Here is a 20,767-nt window from a genome sequence, read left to right on the forward strand (position 1 = left end):
GAAAGATGTTAGTCATTACATCACGGTATTTTACAATCAGGTTCGACTACATTCAAAACTGGGATATTTATCACCTAATTGCTTTGAACAAAATAACAGCAATCTCTCTATTGTGGTGTCTGATTTTTCTTGACCATTACAAGGTGCTTATGACAGAACTACAGGTGATTTTGATGAAGTATGACTTTTGGTCAAGAAGTTTGAAGTTGATTTATAATGATGGTACAGGAGCGATATATACCAGTGTGCCTGAGATTATTCATCATAATATGCAGCGATGTGAGAATAAGACCGCTTTTGTGCAGAAATATTTAGAATATGATCTGCAATTTCAGAAAATTTCTTTACTTTAAATTCACGTTAATTGAAGTATTTGAAATGAAAATTTGAGCGGAATAATAGCTTGATTAATTCAGGCTATTGTAGTCTTAAAATACGATTTATAACGGCGATTGAAATCATGATAATTTCAATCCAAATCACTTAAACCCAAATCACTTAAATGAAGGTTGCTTACTTAAGTGACGGTCATTTAAATATAGTAGCTCGTCTTCGTCATAGTCTTGGAAATTACCGTCATTAAAATTTGTACAGGCTTCGGTAAATCGACACCACCTGCCTCAAGAGCAGTATCTCGATGATGCAATTCGTCCGTATTCATTTGTTCCAAAATCGCTTTAGATCGCTGATCTTGCTCAGGCAGTTGCGATAGGTGAGAGAGTAAGTGCTCGCTGACTTGACGCTCTGTTTCAGCTACAAAGCCCAAGCTATATTTATCTCCTGCAATACCTGCAACCGCACCCATTGCAAAAGATAAACTATACCAAACAGGATTAAGCAGACTTGGGATGCTATTGAGCTCTTTTAAGCGATCTTCACACCAAGCAAGATGGTCTTCTTCTTCTTGCGCAGCGAGTTGCATTTCGATGCGTACACTTGGCAATTTCGCCGTTAAGGCTTGCCCATGATAGAGCGCTTGCGCACAGACTTCACCACTATGATTAACACGCATCAAGCCAGCAACATGACGAGATTCGTTTATACTCAGTTCTGCTGTGCGCTCTTGTGCAGGATTTTCACGATTGGCATTGGTGACACCTGGGACAAGGCTTCTTAATGCTTGATCGAAAGAATTAATCATTTGATCGAATGGGCTAAATTGGCGCATTAAGATTCTCCGATGCGAAGTTTACGACGTAGTGACGTGAGTAAAAGACAGGTGATGATTGCACTAATCACTGCTGTAATGCCAAACAATTGCACTAGGCTTAGGTTCAAACTGCTTAAAATGATAATACAGAAAATCGCAGCCACCACCATAAAGATTGCATTAAAAATATTATTGGCTGCCACCACTCGGGCACGATGACTTTCAGGGGCTTTGGCTTGCATCATAGCGTACAGTGGTACGATATAAAAACCACCACTCACACCCAGTAACATCACGGCAAAGAAGACATGATAAAAGCTGATGCCCTGTGCAAAGACTTGAGTAATATTAAAAAGCTCACCTTGAAAACTTGGCAGTTGAGCTAATGCCCAAGCAAGATACAACGCAAAAATGGTTAGACCCACAGCGCCAAAAGGCACCATCTTAATATTAACGTGTTCACCACTTAGCTTTTTGCACAGTGCAGAGCCGATAACGATCCCGATAGAAAAGAAAGTCAAAATTAGGCTCGACACATTTTCATTACCATGCAGATATTGTGCGGTCATTTGCGGGATTTGTGTAATCACCGTTGCGCCATAAAACCAGTACCATGAGTTGCCAAGTAACACTAAAAAGATTAGCGGTAATCCGTAACTGAATTTCACGATCTGCCAGCTAGTGACAAATACGTTCCAATTGACCTTGAGATTTGGATCTGCAATTTTTTGTTTCAAAATCATTCGGCTAGATGAATAACCTAATATGGCAACACCAATCAGGGTTAAGCAAATCCACCACATATTCCCTAAAGAAAAAGAAATAACAATGCCACCAACGACCATCCCAAGTAAAATCGCTAGAGAAGTCCCTGATTGGAAAATGGCATTACCTGTCATGAGTTCAGTTTCTTCAAGGATATCAGGCAAGATCGCATATTTAATCGGACCAAAAATCGCCGACTGTGCGCCCATCATAAACAGTGCAAAAAGTAACAACCAAATATTGCCAATAAAGAAACCAACAGTTGCAATACACATCACTGCGATTTCGCCAATTTTTAACCATTGAATAAGATTTGAGCGTTCATAGCGGTCAGCAATCTGTCCAGCAGTTGCAGAAAAGATAAAAAAAGGCAAAATAAATAATAAGGCTGCTACATTATTGAGGGTGCTGACGCTGATGTCACCTTTTGGAATCCAACCATAGGTGAAGACCATCAGTAACGCATATTTAAAAATATTGTCATTGAATGCGCCAAAAAACTGTGTGGCGAACATTGGTGCAAAGCGACGAGTGCCAAGTAGGAATGGTGTCGATGAGGACATGCGATGACTCACTAATCTTCTTTGATTCACGATAAAATACGAGTATTTAGCGTTAATAGGCTAAGTTTTGTATTTAAGTGTAATAGAGATTGTATTTTTGGGGTATAGCTACTTTACAATTTTACAATAACTTAAGACAATCTAAAAAGCTTGACGAAGTGCTGAGGGTCTATTGGCATTTCAATCATTTATTGCGTTATTAGTAAAAACTTTAGTTAAAACTATAGACCGACATAATCAAGCTTTTATCCTTGATTAATTTATGCAAATCCAATGCTCAGTTTGAGCGTATATGTGTTTGAGTGCAGTATGCTAGATTTAAACAAAAAATTATTCTCTTTTAATGTTTTGAATCAGTCAGTTTTACAGATTATGACAAGGCATGCGGCGCCGTCTGCATTATTGTTTGGTCTGAGCTGTGCTTTTGTGCAACTGAGCTATGCTGAGAATGAGTTGGTTATTTCCAACCCTAATGCAGAAGCTGTGGATGAAGCGATTGCGAAAGAAGAACAAGAGCAACAAGAACAAATCAATGAAGCGCTTGAAGATAAGCAAGAAGTCGAGAAGGAACAAGCAGGTCTAGATCAAGCGGTTAATCAATTTCAGGCAGATGAAGTGTATCAACTGCAAGACAGCGATATTCCTGCGCCCGATCAGGCAATGCTGAATGAGATTAATCAAATCGCTTCACAAGCGCAGCAGGATGCTGAGCAACAAGAGCGCTCTGTACCAAGTCTTTCACAGATTCAGGTAAACCAAGAAAGCACGACGGCAAGTGAATTTCAAACGACAACAAGTCAAATGGAAACGGTGAACGTTGATCAACTTGTAACTACACTACAGCAACAGCAAGTCACTGTGCCTGATTTTCAAGAGAATTCTGCTGATCCAAGCCAAGCACAGGCAACGAATATTGAACCAAAAAAGGAAAGAGGCTTTTTCGCAAGACTGTTTAATCGTGATGAAGATGACAGTATTTTGGAAAAATTACCAAAAATTAAGGTTGAAGTTCGTAGTGCAGAAGGAAAGCTTGATGAAAAACTTGAGAAGAATTTAGACGGGAAACTGTCTACTTTTACCCAAGAAGCGTTCGAAGAGTTTAATGTTGCATTACCTCAAATCAAAGAAATGGCTAATCTCGCTGCGCAAGCGGTTGGCTACTATGAAGCAGAGTTCAAATTTAGTAAGCAAGATGAAGATACGTTGATCGTAGATGTCGTGCAAAATGAGCCAGTCTTAGTTGCAGAACAACCTGTGATTGAGTTCACTGGTGATGGTGCAGAAGAGCCAGTCTTCCAAGTCGTGAGTGTTGTACCTGACTTAAATGAAGGCGATATTCTGAATCATGGCGATTATGAAAATATGCGTACACGTATTGATAACGCATCAGATAGTCGTGGTTATTTTGATGGTTTTTGGCGTATGCGTGATGTCAAAGTGACTTTGCCTGAAAATACCGCTGATATTTTGATGAAATATGAAACAGGTGAACGCTACAAACTCAATGCAGTCGAGTTTCGCATGAGTGATCCTAATGAGGAATTTCCACTACGTAAAGAGATCTTACAACAGCTTGTTCCGTTCAAAGAGGGTGATGACTATACAGAATGGCGTAGTAATTTATTATCAAGCAACCTCATCAATAGTCGTTATTTTAATTACACGCTTGTCAATGTCGCAAAGCCTGATCCAATCACTAAACCTTTAGAACTACCACCTGATTTGGCAGCATTGCATGAAGCACAGCAATCCCAAGCGCCTACACCACCAATCACTGACGGCGTTGAAGTAAAAAGTCAAAATGTCGTTGATGAAGGTGAGTTTATCGGTACAGAAGGCAATGAAGCGCAAAACAATGAAACACAAAATATCGATGTACAAAGCGGCGAATCAGTAAGCAATGAAAACCAAGCGGAACAAGACGAAGCTGATGGCAATGAAAACGATAGCAAAAAGCAAGCTTTAGCAAAGAGTCAGTCAGAAGCGGATAAGCGCGCTGAAGAAACCGAAAAGTTAAAAGCGCAAGCACGTGAAACAAAGCAAGTCCCAGTGATCGTGACCTTAAATGCAGATAATCCAAATAGCCTTGAAACGGGTATCGGTTATGGCACCGACACAGGCGTACGTCTGCGTTCTCAATACCGTCGTGCCATCGTCAATGATCGTGGACACAGCTTGGATGTCAATTTACAACTTTCTGAAAACTATCAATCCATTGATGGGCGTTACAACATTCCGTATAAACATCCATTAAATGACTATTTTAGTGTTGTTGGCGGTTATGAGCGTGAGATCAAAGATAAAATTGGTCAAGGTGTCGAGTTAAATATCGAATCGGCTGTAATTGGTGCGGAACGAACCATTAAAAAACCAATGGGGCAGTGGCAACACAATATGTCTGTGCGTTATCGCTTAGATAGTATCGAGGCAACAGGCAATGTTGATCCTGCAGACATGCCAGATGCCTTTCGAGTAGTAAGTACCGACCCTGAGCAGGAGTCACTGTTGTTTGGCTATGAGATCAGTCGTACTGATCAGAATAACTATGTCAATCCAACCAAAGGTTTTCGTCAGTTTTATCGAGCAGAAGTTGGCTCGGAAAGCTTATTGACTGAAACTGATATGGCCATCTTGAATGCAGGTTGGCGCTTTATTTATTCATTAGGTGAAAATGCCGATCATCAATTCGTTGGGCGAGGTGATCTAGGCTATATCGTGACAGACAATTTTGATCGTGTGCCGTACAACTTGCGTTATTTTGCAGGTGGTGATCAAAGTGTACGTGGCTATGATTACGAAAGTTTGGCGCCTGAAGAAAATGGATTGCTGTTAGGTGGTCAGACACTTGCGGTCGGCTCGCTGGAATATAATTATCAATTTCGTGAAGGTTGGCGTGCCGCAGTATTTGCCGATGCAGGTAATGCCTATGATGAAAACTTTAGCAATGAAACAAAATATGGCGTTGGTCTTGGTATACGCTGGGCATCTCCAGTAGGACCGATTCGTGTCGATGTGGCGGCAGGTGTGAGTGAAGATAGCGTACCGATTCGTCTACATTTCTTCATCGGACCACCTTTATAAATCATAACATAGTGAACGAAGACAATTTTAGGAAAAAGAAAAGCGTATGACTGAGCAACCGCCAGAACAGCCAAAGACGAAACTAAAGATACCTACACATGCTGTTCGTACAGCACGATGGTTGCTGTTTGGTCTATTGGGTTTATTGTTGCTGATCATTGTTGCTTTAGGTCTTTTTGCAAGCTCAGATCGTGGTAGTAAATGGTTACTAGAATTTGTCTTAGATCGTCAGCAAACGATTACTTATCAATATGAAGATGGCAATCTCATCCAAGGGATCATCATTAAAAATATCTTGGTCAAGGTCAAAGATGTTGAGGTCAAAATCAATCGTGCGGATGTACATCTCGGTTGGCGTGCTGTGGTGAAAAAAGAGATTCATCTGATGCACGCCAATATTGATACGGTACATGTGATTAATCATGCAGCTCCTACAGACAAAGAGTTTGAGTTTAAAGAATTAAAGTTACCTTTTGTACTTCGCATGGATGAAGCTTATATCAAGCAATTGATCTTACAAACGACAACATCTACCACCAAATTTTATAATATTCAGCTCAATGAAAGCGAATGGTCCGGTGCGAAGATTCAGTTGGTTAATTCATCTATGGCGATGGATTTTCTCAAAGCAGATAATATCAATGGCTATTTGCAACTTGACGGTAAATATCCACTCAGCCTAAGTGCAGATGCGACGATACCTGCCTTAGAAAATTTAAAAATGAACAAGCTGAAATTGGTTGCTCGTGGCGATGTCGATACGCTGAAAGCAGGATTTGCAGCAGCGAGTCCTGATGTGATCTCAGGATATATGGTGCTCCATCCTGTACGTAAAAATGTACCGATGTTTGGCAAAGTTTATTGGTCGAAATATCACTGGCCAGTAGCGCCTGAGCAGGAGCTGTATTCTGAGTCGGGTGAGGTCAACTTAGATGGTGATATCAAAAAGCTTAACATCAATGTCGATACCGATCTGAGTGGTAAACAAATTCCGCAAGGTTATTATCAAGCCAAGATGCACACTGATCTAAAACAACTCAACATCGAAGATTTTGTCGGTTCGCTGATGAGTGGTCAAGTTGAGCTTGCAGGGCTTGTCGGATGGCAAGATGGTGTGAGTTGGGATTTGAATGGTCGCTTAAACGGCATTAATCCAAATGACGAAGTGATTCCTGCCTCAATTCGTGAATTTCTACCACCTGATATGAGTGCAAAATTGTCTACGAAAGGAAGCATGAAAAATGCTTCAGACATTGTCGCTATGGTTGATTTTGATCGTTATGAGCGTTGGGATGTAAAGCTTCACCAAAATCCTGCTAAACAAAATGCCAATAATGAAAAAATCGCTCAGCCGTGGCAAGTGCAAGTCGCTTGGCAAGATATTGATCGCAAGTTTCCATATATTGGATGGTTGAATAGCCAAGAGGGGGACGTCGATTTAGCGCTTTCTGACAAGGGGCAGGATATTCGCTTAGCGACCTTGATTCGTGAGCATGAATCATCGAGTCTGCCAGCAGGACAATATGCAAGTACATTAAATTTTGCCAACAATATTTTAAATGTAAAAGACTTTAGCTTGACGCAAGGACAAGGTCGGCTTAGTGGCAAAGCAAAAGTCAATTTACCAACGAAAAAAACACAGCTACGTTGGCAAGCAGATTTGGTTGCAAAACGGTTTAATCCGCAAACGATTAGCCCAAGTGCGCCAGTCAACCGTTTGGACGGTAGCATCCATGCAACAGGCTATGCTGAACCGAATAAGCAAGTGATACAGCTTAAAGGTATTGACTTAATCGGACAGCTTCCACAAGGCAATAAAACGCAAACGATAGCGCTGACAGGGCAGTCTACAGCTGTTTTATTAATGCATGATGGCAAGTCACAGTCTGGTTTAAGAGGCTTTGCCGTGCAATATGATGGGTCACTGAATGCGCAAAATTATAGTCAAGGCCCATTAAAAATTAATGTTTCAGGTACGCCAAAGCTCATTAAAATCAATGAACTCTTTCATCAAGGTGCGGCAGGTAAGCTTGATGCAAAAGGCATGGTTAATCTTGAAAATGGTATTGGTTGGGATATTCAGGCTGTATTGGATCAATTCAAACCACAATACTTTGTCGGCAATGTATCAGGCAATGTAACGGGTCGGGTAAATACGTCGGGACGATGGTCTGAGCAACAAAAAAATATCTCGGTACAAAACTTAAACCTTCGAGGCAATATCAACAATAAACCTTTGCTTGGAAAAGGTAATCTCAGTGTGAGTTTCGGTGAGAATTATAGTTTTGTCCCGCAGCAGTTTGAAGCAAATAATTTGGTGTTAAGTTATGCCAATAATATTTTGCATGCGGCAGGCAATGCTCAACGACTTCAACTTAACGTCAATGCGCCAAACTTAGATGAACTTTATGCAGGGCTTGGTGGAACAATCAAAGGCTTCTTATCAGTACAAAGTCAGCCAACGATTCAAGCAAAATCGAATCTGATCGCAGAGAATTTGAGTTATTCAGATAAGATCAATGTGGAGAAAGTTTCACTGATCGGGACGTTGCCAACAGGTCAAACTGCTTCGCAATTGATCTTTAATCTACAAGGGCTTACTAGTAATAAGCGTCGTATTGATCAGGTCAAAGCAGAACTCGTCGGCACACGACAAGCACACTTGCTCAAGCTTGATGGTAACAATGATAAGTCAAAATTTTATGTGCAAATGGCAGGTGGCTTTAATGCACAAAATGATTGGCTTGGACAAATCCAAAAAGGCGATTTCAATTCACAGCGTGTCCGTTTGACACAAAATCAAAATGCTTCGATTATTTATCGTCAAGCAAAAGGACAAATCACAGTGACAGCGCATTGTTGGATGAGTCAAAGTCGTCAGCAAAGCCAAATTTGTCTTGATCAACCTTTGATCGCAAACAAAGCACAAGGTGTTATCTCCGCAAAAATGCAGAACCTCGAACTAGCCGACTTTCAAGCATTCATGCCTTCAGGTCTAGCTCTTGACGGTCAGCTCAATGGCTATACGCATGTATCTTGGCGTGAAGGTCAGCCAATGGATGTCGATGCTCAGCTTGTGACACGTCAGGGGCATATTGGGCTTTCTAATGAGGAAGGTATCCCACCAACCTTGATTGAATATCGAGAAGTACGTTTAAGTGCAAAAACTCAAGCACAGGCTTTAGCACTCAAGCTCAATGCAGATTCGCCACTACTGGGTACAGGCTATGTAGATGTCTTAGTGGGGACACAAGGCGAAAATAAATCGGTGTCTGGACAGGTTGCACTTGATCAAGTAAAACTGAATCTATTTAAGCCATTTATTGCCGATGTTCGTGAGTTAGATGGTACTTTATCTGCTGCAGGACGATTGTCGGGTACATTACAGCAACCAAGCTTTAATGGAGAAGTACGCTTAAAAGATGGCAAGATTGCGATGATTAGTGTGCCGTTAAATTTGCAAAATATTCAACTTGCCACATCGATTCGTGATACGGGAGCTACTCTAGAGGGTGCATTTAATGCAGGAAAAGGTGTAGGGAAAATTACAGGCCTTGCCACATGGGCTGGTTCACCTAGAATACAGTTGAATGTTAGTGGTCAAGAATTACTGGTTGCGCAACCGCCGATGATTAGTGCTTCAGTTTCTCCAAATATTGATATTGAAATTAGACCTACACAGCATTTGCTAGTTGTTAATGGAGAGATTAAGGTACCCCGTGCAGTTATTTCGATGCCAGAAGGTAGTGCGAATGTTGTTGGGACATCGAGTGATGTTCGTGTAGTGCGTAGCAACGAAGATCAATTGGCAATTTTAAAAGCATCACGTCCGTGGCGTATCAATGCTGATGTTGCACTGAACTTAGGTGATGCAGTCATATTCAGAGGCTTTAATAGTACCATACCATTACTGGGTCGAATTAATCTACGTCAGCGAGGGACTCAGATTGCATTGCAAGCCAATGGTGCAATCGGTGTCAGTCGTCAGGTCATGATTGAAGCGTATGGTCAGCGCCTAGAACTCAACCGAGCGATTGCACGATTTGGTGGTGAGCTTGCCAATCCTGGCCTTGATATTGACGCCAATAAAGATGTGCAAAATAGCACCGTCGGTGTGCGTATCACAGGGCAAGCCTCTAGCCCAAATATCCAAATCTACAATGATGCAGGTTTGACTGAACAGGAAGCGCTCAATGCCTTGCTTACAGGTCGGATTAGCTCAGGTGCAGGGTCGGTCAACAATACCGAAGGCTTTAAGTCTGATGTCAATAACACGATTGCAGCAGCAGGGATCAGTATGGGCCTTGGTGGGACACGAGCCTTTACCAACCAAATTGGACGAAGCTTTGGTCTAAGCGGATTGGCGCTTGATGCACAAGGTTCGGGTAATGATACCCAAGTGAGTGTGACAGGCTATATCACGCCTGATCTGTACCTACGCTACGGTGTCGGTATCTTTACACCTGTCAATACTTTGACCTTGCGTTATCAAGTCAACCGCCGTCTATACTTGGAAGCAACTTCATCGCTAGAGCGTGCGATTGATGTGTTCTATAACTGGAAATTTTAGGAAATAGTTCGAACCTGTGATACTCAATCGCAGGTTTGAACTTAAAGATTGATGAAAGCTTGACATCTCTAAATATAGAGCGAACACATTTTGATACAACGCATCGCTAAAGGTCGTAGTTGTTTATTGATCAAATTTTGGCAAAATTATTTTTGGTAAAAATAGCGTCGAATTGATTTGTAGTAAAGGTGGTTATTGTTCAGAAATAGTGCAAATTGATGGATGGTATTTTCTTAAAAAATAATCGTCATCAAGTTTTGTGCACAATGATTGCATTAACATTTATCGTCAAATTTAGTACAATTTGTCCGTCCGTATTATTTGCAGGGACGCCTTAAGGCACCTAAAACGCAAATAATTTTTTAAAAAAGAGGAATAACACCGTGCTAGAAGCTTACCGCCAACACGTAGAAGAACGTGCCGCACTTGGAATCCCACCGAAGCCGCTTGACGACACTCAAACAGCTGACTTGGTTGAATTGTTAAAAAATCCACCAGCAGGTGAAGAAGAGTATATCGTTGATTTGCTTGAAAACCGTGTTCCTGCAGGTGTTGACCAAGCTGCTTATGTCAAAGCCGCTTTCTTGGCAGCGCTTGCAAAAGGCGAAGCAACTTCACCTTTAATAGACAAAAAACGTGCTGTATATCTACTTGGCACTATGCTCGGTGGTTATAATGTAGCGCCATTGGTTGAGCTTCTTGATGATGCAGAACTTGCAGAACTTGCAGCTGAAGCGTTGAAAAAGACTTTGCTTGTATTTGATGCATTCCATGACGTTGCTGATAAAGCCAAAGCAGGTAATGCCAATGCAAAAGCAGTTGTTCAATCTTGGGCAGATGCAGAATGGTTTACGAGCCGTGAAGACGTTGCTGATGAAATTACATTCACAGTATTCAAAGTGACTGGCGAAACCAATACGGATGACTTGTCACCTGCACAAGACGCTTGGAGTCGCCCAGACATCCCATTACATGCCAATGCAATGCTGAAAAACGAACGTGACGGCATCAAACCTGAACAACCTGGTGAAGTTGGTCCACTCAACCAAATCAAAGAATTAATCGCAAAAGGCAATCCAGTTGCCTACGTAGGTGACGTTGTTGGTACAGGTTCTTCTCGTAAATCTGCAACCAACTCTGTATTGTGGTTCTTCGGTGATGACATTCCGCACATTCCAAACAAAAAAGATGGTGGTTTGTGTCTAGGTGGCAAGATCGCACCGATTTTCTTCAACACGATGGAAGATGCAGGCGCATTGCCAATCGAGATTGATGTGAACGACATGAACATGGGCGACGAAGTGACCCTAAAAGTGAACAAAGACACAGCAACTGTGACTGCGTTCAAAAACGGTGCGCAAATCGCTGAATCTCAATTGAAAACCCCTGTACTTCTAGATGAAGTACGTGCAGGTGGTCGTATCAACTTGATCATCGGTCGTGGTTTGACCAATAAAGCACGTGAAGCATTGGGTCTTGAACCATCTACATTGTTCCGTACTCCAGTTCAACCGTCTGACTCTGGCAAAGGCTTCTCTCTAGCTCAGAAAATGGTTGGTCGTGCATGCGGTCTTCCTGAAGGTCAAGGCGTTCGCCCAGGCACTTACTGTGAGCCGAAGATGACGACTGTGGGCTCGCAAGATACCACTGGTCCAATGACACGTGATGAATTGAAAGATTTGGCGTGCTTGGGCTTCTCAGCGGATCTTGTAATGCAATCTTTCTGTCACACGGCTGCATATCCAAAGCCAGTTGACGTGGAAATGCAACACAGCTTACCTGACTTCATCATGAACCGTGGCGGTGTATCGCTTCGTCCAGGTGATGGTATTATTCACTCTTGGTTAAACCGTATGTTGTTGCCTGATACCGTAGGTACTGGCGGTGACTCACATACACGATTCCCAATCGGTATTTCATTCCCTGCAGGTTCTGGTCTAGTTGCATTCGCTGCAGCAACAGGTGTAATGCCACTCGATATGCCTGAATCTGTATTGGTGAAATTCAAAGGTAAAATGCAACCGGGCATCACCCTACGTGACCTCGTGCATGCGATTCCTTACTATGCAATTAAAGAAGGCGACTTGACTGTAGAGAAGAAAGGTAAGAAAAACATCTTCTCTGGTCGTATCCTTGAGATCGACTTGACTGAAATGGAAACAGACTTGACTGCTGAACAAGCATTCGAATTGTCTGATGCTTCTGCTGAGCGTTCTGCTGCAGGCTGTGCGATTACATTGTCAGAAGAGAAAGTGGCTGAATATCTACGTTCAAACATCACTATGCTCAAGTGGATGATTTCACAAGGTTATGGCGATGCACGTACTATGGCACGTCGTATCGAAAACATGGAGAAATGGTTGGCAAATCCAGAGTTGCTCAAGGCTGATGCAGACGCTGAATATACCAAAGTCTATGAAATCGACCTTGCCGACATCAAAGAGCCAGTGCTTTGCTGCCCGAACGATCCAGATGATGCAAAATTGCTTTCTGAAGTACAAGGCGACAAGATTGATGAAGTATTCATCGGTTCTTGTATGACTAACATCGGTCACTTCCGTGCGGCGGGTAAATTGCTTGAGAAAGTACCTGCTGGCTCACTCGCTACGCAACTATGGATCGCTCCGCCGACACGTATGGACGAAGCACAGTTGATGGAAGAAGGTTTCTTCAATACGTATGGTCGTGCAGGCGCGCGTACAGAGATGCCAGGCTGTTCACTGTGTATGGGTAACCAAGCACGTGTGAAACCAGGTGCGACTGTCGTATCGACTTCGACTCGTAACTTCCCGAACCGTCTAGGTCAAGGTGCAAATGTATATCTTGCATCTGCTGAGCTTGCATCAGTGGCTGCGGTATTAGGTAAACTACCTACACCTGAAGAATACAAGCAATATGCGTCGCAAATCGACAGCATGGCAGGTGACATCTATAAGTATCTCAACTTTGATCAAATGGCTGACTACACCAAAGCTGCTGACACTGTAGATACCAAGAAAATCCAAGCAGCTCAATTAACCTAATCTATTGATAAATAGATTGAATTGAGTAAAGATAAGGGCTGATGATTCAGCCCTTATTTTTTGGCAGTAATAAAAATGACAATCTATAATTCATTTTACTATGCTATATTTTGAAGAGATTTAAGAGTGAGAAATGATATGAATAAGCGCCTTGAAAAATATAATTCTGATGATCGTAAACAGCGATCTGCCATCAAAGCACAGGTGTTAGAGATGCAGTTTAGTGATGATGAAGCGACTAAACGTGTGGTAATGCATAGTGCGAAACGTATCATTCAACAACATAAAGCAGAATTACAAGCGTTGGCATATAAATGAGTCTGATTAATCTGACCTTCGTCGTTGCGGTACACGATGAAATTTTGCGTCAAACTGGTGTTGGTCGTGCGGGTTGTGACATTGGGAAATTAGAAAGTGTCCTCGGCAGAATCGAACAGCAAATGTACTACAATCAAGTCGAAGATTTGTTCGAGATTGCGGCGTGGTTTGGTATAGCAATTTCTAAAGGTCATGCCTTTGTTGATGGGAATAAGCGCACTGGATTGGCGGTGATGCTGACTTTTTTGGAAATTCAAGGTGTCAGCATTCAAGAGCAAACTGGCTTGGATGATTTGATGGTGGAAATTGTTGAATTACAAGATGAACATGAAATACTTGCAAATAAAGTATCAGACTTTTTATATGATTTGTCTGAAATATAATCCGAAGTATGAGTTTACGTATGAATCAGAATGAACAATTAGAAATGTTATATAGAAATCATTGGGATGATATATCTAATGCGCTGGAAAATCAGAATAAAAAGTATGCAATGCCTTTCTTGATTAAAGTTCCTGAAGCTATAAATAATCCTACCGCATATAAAATTATTATCTTTGGGCAAGAAACTCTAGGGTGGTATGACCACCGCACATTAGAAGAGTGGATAGAGATTGGGATGTCAGAGTACGAAAAATTTTTCTTAGAACGTAATTTCTATGAGGGATACTCTAAAAGTTCGTTTTGGAAAAAATTCCGTTATTTTGAAAGAGAACTTTCAAATGCTGTTTTAGATCAGGGAAAGTCACCAGTATTTATTTGGAATAATATTTCTAAAATAGGTAAATCTAAAAATTTGGGATCGGGAATATTTGATGCTATAAGAAAAATAGAACGTGAAAATTTTTCTGTCATTTCCCATGAGTTACAAATTATCAAACCTGATTTATGTATATTTATGACTGGACCAAATAGAGACCATGACATAAGATTTCATTTTCCAGAAATAAAGATTAGCCAATTTGGAAATGGTTATTCAATTCGTGAAATAGCACAACTTGAATTATGTGGATTTAACGGTATTAGATTATATCATCCAAGTTATTATGGAAAATTTACTAAAAAATATCAGAACGATGCAATGCAAAGTTTAAAAGAAATGATGTGATTTACTTATTTTTTTCAATAGGGAAACAGTATGAAAAACGCAAACACTCTTAAGAATGAATATTTAGACATACTTTCAAATTTAGATGAAAGTTACTTTGATAAAAATCATCCCGAAACGAAATATCATGAAAAAGCAGGTCTATCAGGGCTGTTTTTGCCAAGCCAGCCTGATCAATACTTTGAAGCAAAAAATAAAATTATGATCATTGGTGCAGAAACGCGAGGGTGGGATGTACAAGGAGAGAGTCATTATTCGAATTTGACAGATTATATTGATCGTTCAATAACTAAGCAAAAGAATTTCTTTGAGAAACAATTGTCGTTAAAAAATACAGGAAAAATTACTTTTCATGATTTCACGAGAGCTGTTTCTGAAAGAAGTGGAAGTGATGGGCTGTTGTATTGTAATTTATTTGCTTTTTCGTGGAGGCAGAAAAGTCCGATCAAAACGAAATATTTTAAAGAAATTCATGAGGTTTCAAAAAGTTTGTTGCAGGCTCAATTAGACTATTTTCAGCCAAATTTCATTATCTTGGCGAATGGATTATCCTCTGTTAAGTATAGACGTGAAATGTTTCCGCTAGATAAGTGTAAAGACTCAACAACCTTTGAAAGTAATGGCATTACGAAAAATCAGCTATGGCAATTTAACTTTAATGATAAATATCAATGTTTCAGGATTCAGCATCCATCGACGATTAGAGGGCGAAAAGAAGCAAAAATTGCTCGCAATAAACTTTTAGAACTTCTTCCGAGTAAATAATTGAAAATCGGTATCTTTTGGTATGATCAAGATCGAGTGATTGGTATAGCGCATCATTTTGATCAAAATGATGCAGATTCATTGGGTTTAATCGACAGCGATTATAACCATGTGCAGTATTGGGAAAAGTTGCGTGTGGAAAATTCGCATTTACAATATATCGAATATGAGGAAATTCCACGAGGTCGTGTAATTTTCAATACTAAAAAAGATCAGCCGATGATTTACATGGATTCCAAGTTGTTTAAAACCTCTATTGCGAAGAAAATCGCAATGTTCTTTGAACTTTATTTTAATCAGATTATTTGGAAAAAAGATCCACATTACCGAACAAAGTGACTGCAAGAAATTTTAAGCAATAAAAAGCCCCACATCAGCAGGGCTAGTCGTATACAGATCAAGCCGTATACTGTATGAGGCTCATCTCAAACTAAGCGTATTAAAGCATAACTCGTTTTAATAATCCATCATTTAAAAACCTAGTGCTTCAAAAATCAAGCATTTTAAAAATCAAGCATTTTAAAAATCAAGCTCAGCATGCTGATGATTGCGAGTTTCCGTTTGTATGGTCACATGCTCAATACCGATCGCTTGCAACGATTGCTCGACCTCATGTAGCAGACTTTGGACGTTTTGCATGGTCATCTGATCATCGACCACGATATGACAACTCAAGATATAACGCTTACTCGATAAACTCCAAATATGCAGATCGTGCACATCAAAGATATGATCATTTGCCATGATTTGCGCTTGAATCTCAGCAACATCGAATCGTTCAGGTGTACCTTGCATCAGCACATGCGTTGATTGCTTCACTACACTCCAACCGCTACGCAATACCAAGAGCGCCACCAATACACTCGCCACCGTATCTGCCCATTGCCATGAGAAGAGATAAATACACAGCGCCGCAATGATCGCACCAACCGAACCAAGCAGATCACTCAGCACATGCAAAAATGCACCACGCATATTCAGATCATTTTCAGTATCGCTACCTCGAAACATCATCCACGCCACGATGATATTAATCAATAAGCCCAAAGTGGCAATGATCAGCATGCCTTGCACATGAATGTCTTCAGGTGTTTGTAACCGTAAAATCGCTTCAACAAAAATATAAATCGAAATCGCCACAAGGGTAATGCCGTTGATGGTTGCGGCTAGGATTTCGAAGCGTTGATAGCCAAAACTTTTACGAGCATTACTGGTTTTTTCACCGAGAAAAACGGCAAAGAGAGCAATACCCAGTGCCACAGAATCACTGAGCATATGTCCTGCATCAGAGATCAGCGCCAAGCTATTAGTCATATAGCCACCGACAAACTCTGCCACCATAAATATGGTGATCAGGATAAAGCTGATGGTCAGGATTTTTTTATTATTCGGGATATGGCTATGGTCGTGGTTATGCTTATGATCGTGATGATCACTTGCATGGTCATGTGAATGTTGATGTGAAGATTTAGACATTTTCAATGCAGATATTATCAGACGATTAATTTTGAGCTTAACCATGCACGCCCTGAAGTTCAAGTACTGTAGATCATTTTTATATGATAAATTGTTATGTTGAAACTGTCGGTCGCTTTGACTATCTATTCAGATATTTTTAGATAGATTTACTTGCGCAGTATCGCCTAAGTTACTATCATCTGCACCTGCGAACTTTAATGATCATTAGGTGGAAAGGCGTTGCCGAACTTTTTGCAAGACTGTCTGATTTATCGTGACGACGATGTGATGGTCATCAACAAGCCTGCAGGTCTACTCAGTGTGCCAGGAAAAGGCGAAGCACTCTCTGACAGTGTACAGACACGCCTACTACAAGAAGAACCAAAAACACTCCTCATTCATCGTCTTGATCGAGATACTTCAGGCATTCTAGTTTTTGCTTTAAATAAAGCAGCACAGCGTCATATATCCATTCAATTCCAACAGCGTCAAACGATAAAAAAATATCACGCCATTGTCGAAGGGCATTTAATTGATCATTTTAAAGATTTTGGCGAGATCAATGTGCCTGTACGTTATGACGAAGCGCATCCGCCACTGCATATTGCCGATGAATCGCATCCGAAACCTGCGCAAAGTTATTATCAAATAGTCGAAAATTTTTATATTGAGGATGTGCCTGTGAGTCGGATTGTCTTAAAACCGATTACAGGACGTTCGCACCAATTACGTGTACATACCCAGTATATCGGTCATCCGATAGTCGGCGATACGCTATATGCCACAGCACAAGGGCAATCGCTTGCTAAGCGCCTGTGTTTGCATGCGGCGGAGCTCAGTTTTGTACATCCTGTTACAGGGCAAACATTGAACTTTGTTTGTCAAACTCCATTTTAGACTTTTATGATGGTTTTTTAATCGGTTAAAATGCAAGATAGCAATCGGCTATGATTATGGATGAATGATAATTTTCAAAAAGCAGGGACTCGACTGTCATACTTTTTGCTTATTATTGCTTTGATCGGCTGATTGATCATTTTGATTTTTACATACGATAAAATACATTCAACTTTTTGATTAAGGTGAAAAACTTGCAACAATTTGCGATCGGACAACGTTGGCTTTCAGATACGGAATCAGAGCTTGGACTGGGCGTACTCATTGATGTTGATGAGCGAGCAATCAGTATTCTGTTCCCAAAAAGTGATGAAACACGGGTCTATGCACGAAGCAATGCACCTTTATCACGCATTGTGTTCAATGTCGGCGATATGATTTCCGATCAAGAAGGACTTGAATGGCAAGTGTTGTCGGTTGAAGATCGTGGTGGCGTGATGAAGTATCATGCCAAGCGTAACGATGAGAACGGCGATGAGGTTATCAAAGACCTCAATGAAACCCGTCTAGGTGCGCACATCCAACTGTCTAAGCCATTGGAGCGGATGCTTGCCAGTCAGGTCGATTATAAAGAATGGTACGACTTGCGTATCCAAGCCTTGATGATGCAAGCGACCATGAAACGTAGTCCACTACGTGGTTTGCTCGGTGCACGTGTCGGTTTGATTCCGCATCAGCTGTATATTGCCAATGAAGTCGGGACTCGACTAGCGCCACGTGTTTTGCTTGCTGATGAAGTCGGTTTGGGTAAAACCATTGAAGCAGGTTTGATTATCCATCAACAACTGAAAACTGGTCGTAGTGAACGTGTGCTGATTTTGGTGCCTGATTCATTGCAATATCAATGGATGATTGAAATGCGTCGTCGTTTCAATTTGCCATTTTCGATTTTTGACCTGACACGTACTGCATCAATCAAAGAGCATGATCCTGAGCTGAATCCGTTTAGCACCGAACAACGCATTATCGCCAGTATCGACTTGATGCTCGATCACCCTGATTTGCATGAACAAGCCATTGAAGCAGGTTTTGACTTGTTGGTAGTGGATGAAGCGCATCATTTGATTTGGTCCGAGCAAGAAGGCGGTAATGATCGCTATGATTTGGTTGAAGATTTCGCCAATAAAACTGCGGGTGTATTACTGCTGACTGCAACTCCTGAACAGCTTGGGGTAGAAAGTCATTTTGCCCGTTTGCGTTTGCTTGATCCACAGCGTTTTAATAATCTTGATCGCTTCTTGGCAGAAGAAGAACAATATCAGCAAACTGCAAAAATCGCCGAAGTATTGATGTCAGATATGCCTTTAGAAGAAGGGCAATTGGCTTCACTCGAACAATTATTAGGTCATCCAATCCAAGATGAGCCTGAACCACGCTATCGTGCCATTCATGAGTTACTTGATCGCCATGGTACAGGGCGAATTTTGTTCCGTAACACCCGTGAAGCGATTCAAGGTTTCCCTGGGCGTGATTGCTTGCCTGTGCCGTTACCACGTCCAGATGGTTGGCAAACCGAAGGTAAACTGCGTGAGCAAATGTGGCCTGAAGAATTACAGATTGATGGCGCATGGATGGAAAATGATCCACGTGTGTCATGGCTAATGAATGCATTACGCCATGAGTTAAAGCATAAAAAAGTCTTATTGATTGCTCGTAGTGGTCCTGTGGTTGAGTCACTCGAAAGCGCACTACGTATCCATGCAGGCATTCGCACTGCAATGTTCCATGAAGGTATGAGCTTGCTTGAACGTGACCAAGCGGCGGCATATTTTGCCGAAGACAGCTATGGCGCACAGATTCTGCTCTGTTCTGAAATTGGCTCGGAAGGACGGAATTTCCAATTTGCCAGTGATTTGGTGTTGTTTGATTTGCCTGCCAACCCTGATGTACTGGAACAGCGTATTGGTCGTCTTGATCGTATCGGTCAGGAAAATCGCATCCAAATCCATGTGCCGTATATCGAAGGCACAGCGCAAGAGCGCATGTTCCGCTGGTATAACGAAGGGCTGAATATTTTTAGTCAGATTTCACCGACAGCGCAGACTTTGCAAGAAAACTTTATTGTTGAGCTCAAAGAAAACTTATTGGCGGATACACCTGAATTCGAACCACTGCTTGAACAAGTCAATGAGCAACGTCTACAACTTGAAGCAGCGATGCAAGAAGGGCGAGATCGTCTACTCGAATACAACTCGTGCCGTCCGCAAGTGGCGAAACGTATTGTCAAAGCACTTGAAGATTATGAAGATAATTCACTTGTGCCAGATTTTATCAAACGCTTTATGTCGGCGACCAATATCGACTTTGATGAGCAAAGTAACGGCACAGTGATCATTCGACCGACCGATCAAATGCAAGTGCAAGGTTTGCAACTCGAAGAAGACGGCATGACCGTGACCTTCTACCGTGATCAAGCGCAGACACGTGAAGATAGTCAGTTCTTAACACTTGAGCATCCATTTGTGGAAAGTGTCATGGAGCTGATCAACACCCAATCTTTTGGTAGCACCAACGTCGCCTTGCTCAAAAGTAGTGCGATCAAAGCAGGCACCATGTTGGTGGAGATGTGGTTTAAAGTCGATGTGATTGCACCGAAAGTCTTAAATCTTGGTGCAAGTTTGCCAAAACAATTGATTCGTGTGTTATTGACTGAGAACGGTCAAGACTTGTCAGAGAAAATCGCATCCCATATCTTGCAACCGTATACGCAACATCTTGATGGCAATAATGCACGCCAAGTGATCAAGGCTCGCCGTGAAGTGATTGAAGCACGTTATGCCCAAGCGCTAGACATGGTCAAAGCACAATTGCCACAGATTCAAGAAGGCGCACAGGAACATTATGAGAAGCGTTGGCAAAAAGAAATTGATCGTTTGAATTATCTCAAACAGCATAATCCAAGCATTCGCCAAGATGAAGTGGATCGTTTGGTCAAGCATCAACAAGAAGGTTTGGGCTTACTGAAACAGCTCACCATTTCTCCTGAAGCGATTCGTGTTTTGGTGTCGGTGAATCCTTAATCGGTCATAAAATTAAGTGAAAATAAAAAACGCATTCAAATGGATGCGT

15 protein-coding genes are annotated in these 20,767 nt (G+C 41.4%); 12 read left to right on the plus strand and 3 right to left on the minus strand.

What is annotated here, in order from left to right; translation table 11 throughout:
- The first annotated feature begins 19 nt into the window (after positions 1–19).
- Positions 20–133 carry a hypothetical protein gene (locus ACE3PQ_RS06780; protein ID WP_374296394.1) on the plus strand — a complete coding sequence of 38 codons (114 nt, stop codon included), beginning with the start codon at positions 20–22 and terminating at the stop codon, positions 131–133.
- Between the two features lie 16 nt (positions 134–149).
- The gene (locus ACE3PQ_RS06785; protein WP_374296373.1) at positions 150–353 is read left to right on the plus strand and encodes a KTSC domain-containing protein; all 204 of its coding nucleotides are present in this window, start codon (positions 150–152) and stop codon (positions 351–353) included.
- Positions 354–532: 179 nt separating this feature from the next.
- Here the strand turns inward: ACE3PQ_RS06785 and coq7 are convergent, their stop codons facing one another.
- Both coq7 and ACE3PQ_RS06795 read right to left on the minus strand, forming a co-directional pair.
- The gene (gene coq7 / locus ACE3PQ_RS06790) at positions 533–1,168 is read right to left on the minus strand and encodes a 2-polyprenyl-3-methyl-6-methoxy-1,4-benzoquinone monooxygenase (protein ID WP_241572852.1); all 636 of its coding nucleotides are present in this window, start codon (positions 1,166–1,168) and stop codon (positions 533–535) included.
- Complete coding sequence (locus ACE3PQ_RS06795) at positions 1,168–2,478, minus strand: MFS transporter (protein ID WP_374296376.1); 1,311 nt, start codon at positions 2,476–2,478, stop codon at positions 1,168–1,170. The genes coq7 and ACE3PQ_RS06795 overlap by 1 nt, the downstream gene beginning before the upstream one ends.
- Before the next feature lie 372 nt (positions 2,479–2,850).
- Between ACE3PQ_RS06795 and ACE3PQ_RS06800 the strand changes: the two genes are divergently transcribed.
- The 8 genes from ACE3PQ_RS06800 (at position 2,851) to ACE3PQ_RS06835 (ending at position 15,682) form a co-directional block, all read left to right on the plus strand.
- Positions 2,851–5,559 carry an autotransporter assembly complex family protein gene (locus ACE3PQ_RS06800; protein WP_374296378.1) on the plus strand — a complete coding sequence of 903 codons (2,709 nt, stop codon included), beginning with the start codon at positions 2,851–2,853 and terminating at the stop codon, positions 5,557–5,559.
- A gap of 46 nt (positions 5,560–5,605) precedes the next feature.
- Entirely contained in the window at positions 5,606–10,129 is a 4,524-nt protein-coding gene (locus tag ACE3PQ_RS06805; RefSeq protein WP_374296380.1) for a translocation/assembly module TamB domain-containing protein, read from the plus strand.
- Positions 10,130–10,512: 383 nt separating this feature from the next.
- Positions 10,513–13,152 carry a bifunctional aconitate hydratase 2/2-methylisocitrate dehydratase gene (locus tag ACE3PQ_RS06810; protein ID WP_374296382.1) on the plus strand — a complete coding sequence of 880 codons (2,640 nt, stop codon included), beginning with the start codon at positions 10,513–10,515 and terminating at the stop codon, positions 13,150–13,152.
- A 138-nt stretch (positions 13,153–13,290) separates the two neighbouring features.
- Positions 13,291–13,470 (plus strand): hypothetical protein, encoded by a 180-nt coding sequence (locus ACE3PQ_RS06815; RefSeq protein ID WP_241572871.1) that lies wholly within the window; start codon positions 13,291–13,293, stop codon positions 13,468–13,470.
- A complete protein-coding gene (locus ACE3PQ_RS06820; protein WP_298890549.1) occupies positions 13,467–13,853 on the plus strand; it encodes a type II toxin-antitoxin system death-on-curing family toxin in 387 nt (128 codons plus the stop codon). Before ACE3PQ_RS06815 ends, ACE3PQ_RS06820 begins: the two co-directional genes overlap by 4 nt.
- A 20-nt stretch (positions 13,854–13,873) precedes the next feature.
- On the plus strand, positions 13,874–14,578 hold the full coding sequence (locus ACE3PQ_RS06825; RefSeq protein WP_298890547.1) for a hypothetical protein: 705 nt from the start codon (positions 13,874–13,876) through the stop codon (positions 14,576–14,578).
- Between the two features lie 30 nt (positions 14,579–14,608).
- Positions 14,609–15,343 carry a hypothetical protein gene (locus ACE3PQ_RS06830; protein ID WP_374296384.1) on the plus strand — a complete coding sequence of 245 codons (735 nt, stop codon included), beginning with the start codon at positions 14,609–14,611 and terminating at the stop codon, positions 15,341–15,343.
- Complete coding sequence (locus ACE3PQ_RS06835; RefSeq protein WP_298890543.1) at positions 15,344–15,682, plus strand: hypothetical protein; 339 nt, start codon at positions 15,344–15,346, stop codon at positions 15,680–15,682.
- Between the two features lie 180 nt (positions 15,683–15,862).
- On the opposite strand, the gene ACE3PQ_RS06840 is transcribed toward ACE3PQ_RS06835, so the two are convergent.
- Positions 15,863–16,819, minus strand: a complete 957-nt coding sequence (locus ACE3PQ_RS06840) for a cation diffusion facilitator family transporter (protein WP_374296385.1) — start codon at positions 16,817–16,819, stop codon at positions 15,863–15,865.
- 222 nt (positions 16,820–17,041) lie between these two features.
- Between ACE3PQ_RS06840 and ACE3PQ_RS06845 the strand changes: the two genes are divergently transcribed.
- Both ACE3PQ_RS06845 and rapA read left to right on the plus strand, forming a co-directional pair.
- Positions 17,042–17,698, plus strand: coding sequence for an RluA family pseudouridine synthase (locus tag ACE3PQ_RS06845; RefSeq protein WP_374296387.1), 657 nt, complete (start codon positions 17,042–17,044; stop codon positions 17,696–17,698).
- A gap of 185 nt (positions 17,699–17,883) precedes the next feature.
- Positions 17,884–20,718, plus strand: a complete 2,835-nt coding sequence (gene rapA / locus ACE3PQ_RS06850) for an RNA polymerase-associated protein RapA (protein WP_374296388.1) — start codon at positions 17,884–17,886, stop codon at positions 20,716–20,718.
- The last annotated feature ends 49 nt before the right edge of the window (positions 20,719–20,767 follow it).

Source organism: Acinetobacter sp., from assembly GCF_041911495.1.
In the GTDB taxonomy this organism is placed as follows: Bacteria; Pseudomonadota; Gammaproteobacteria; order Pseudomonadales; family Moraxellaceae; genus Acinetobacter.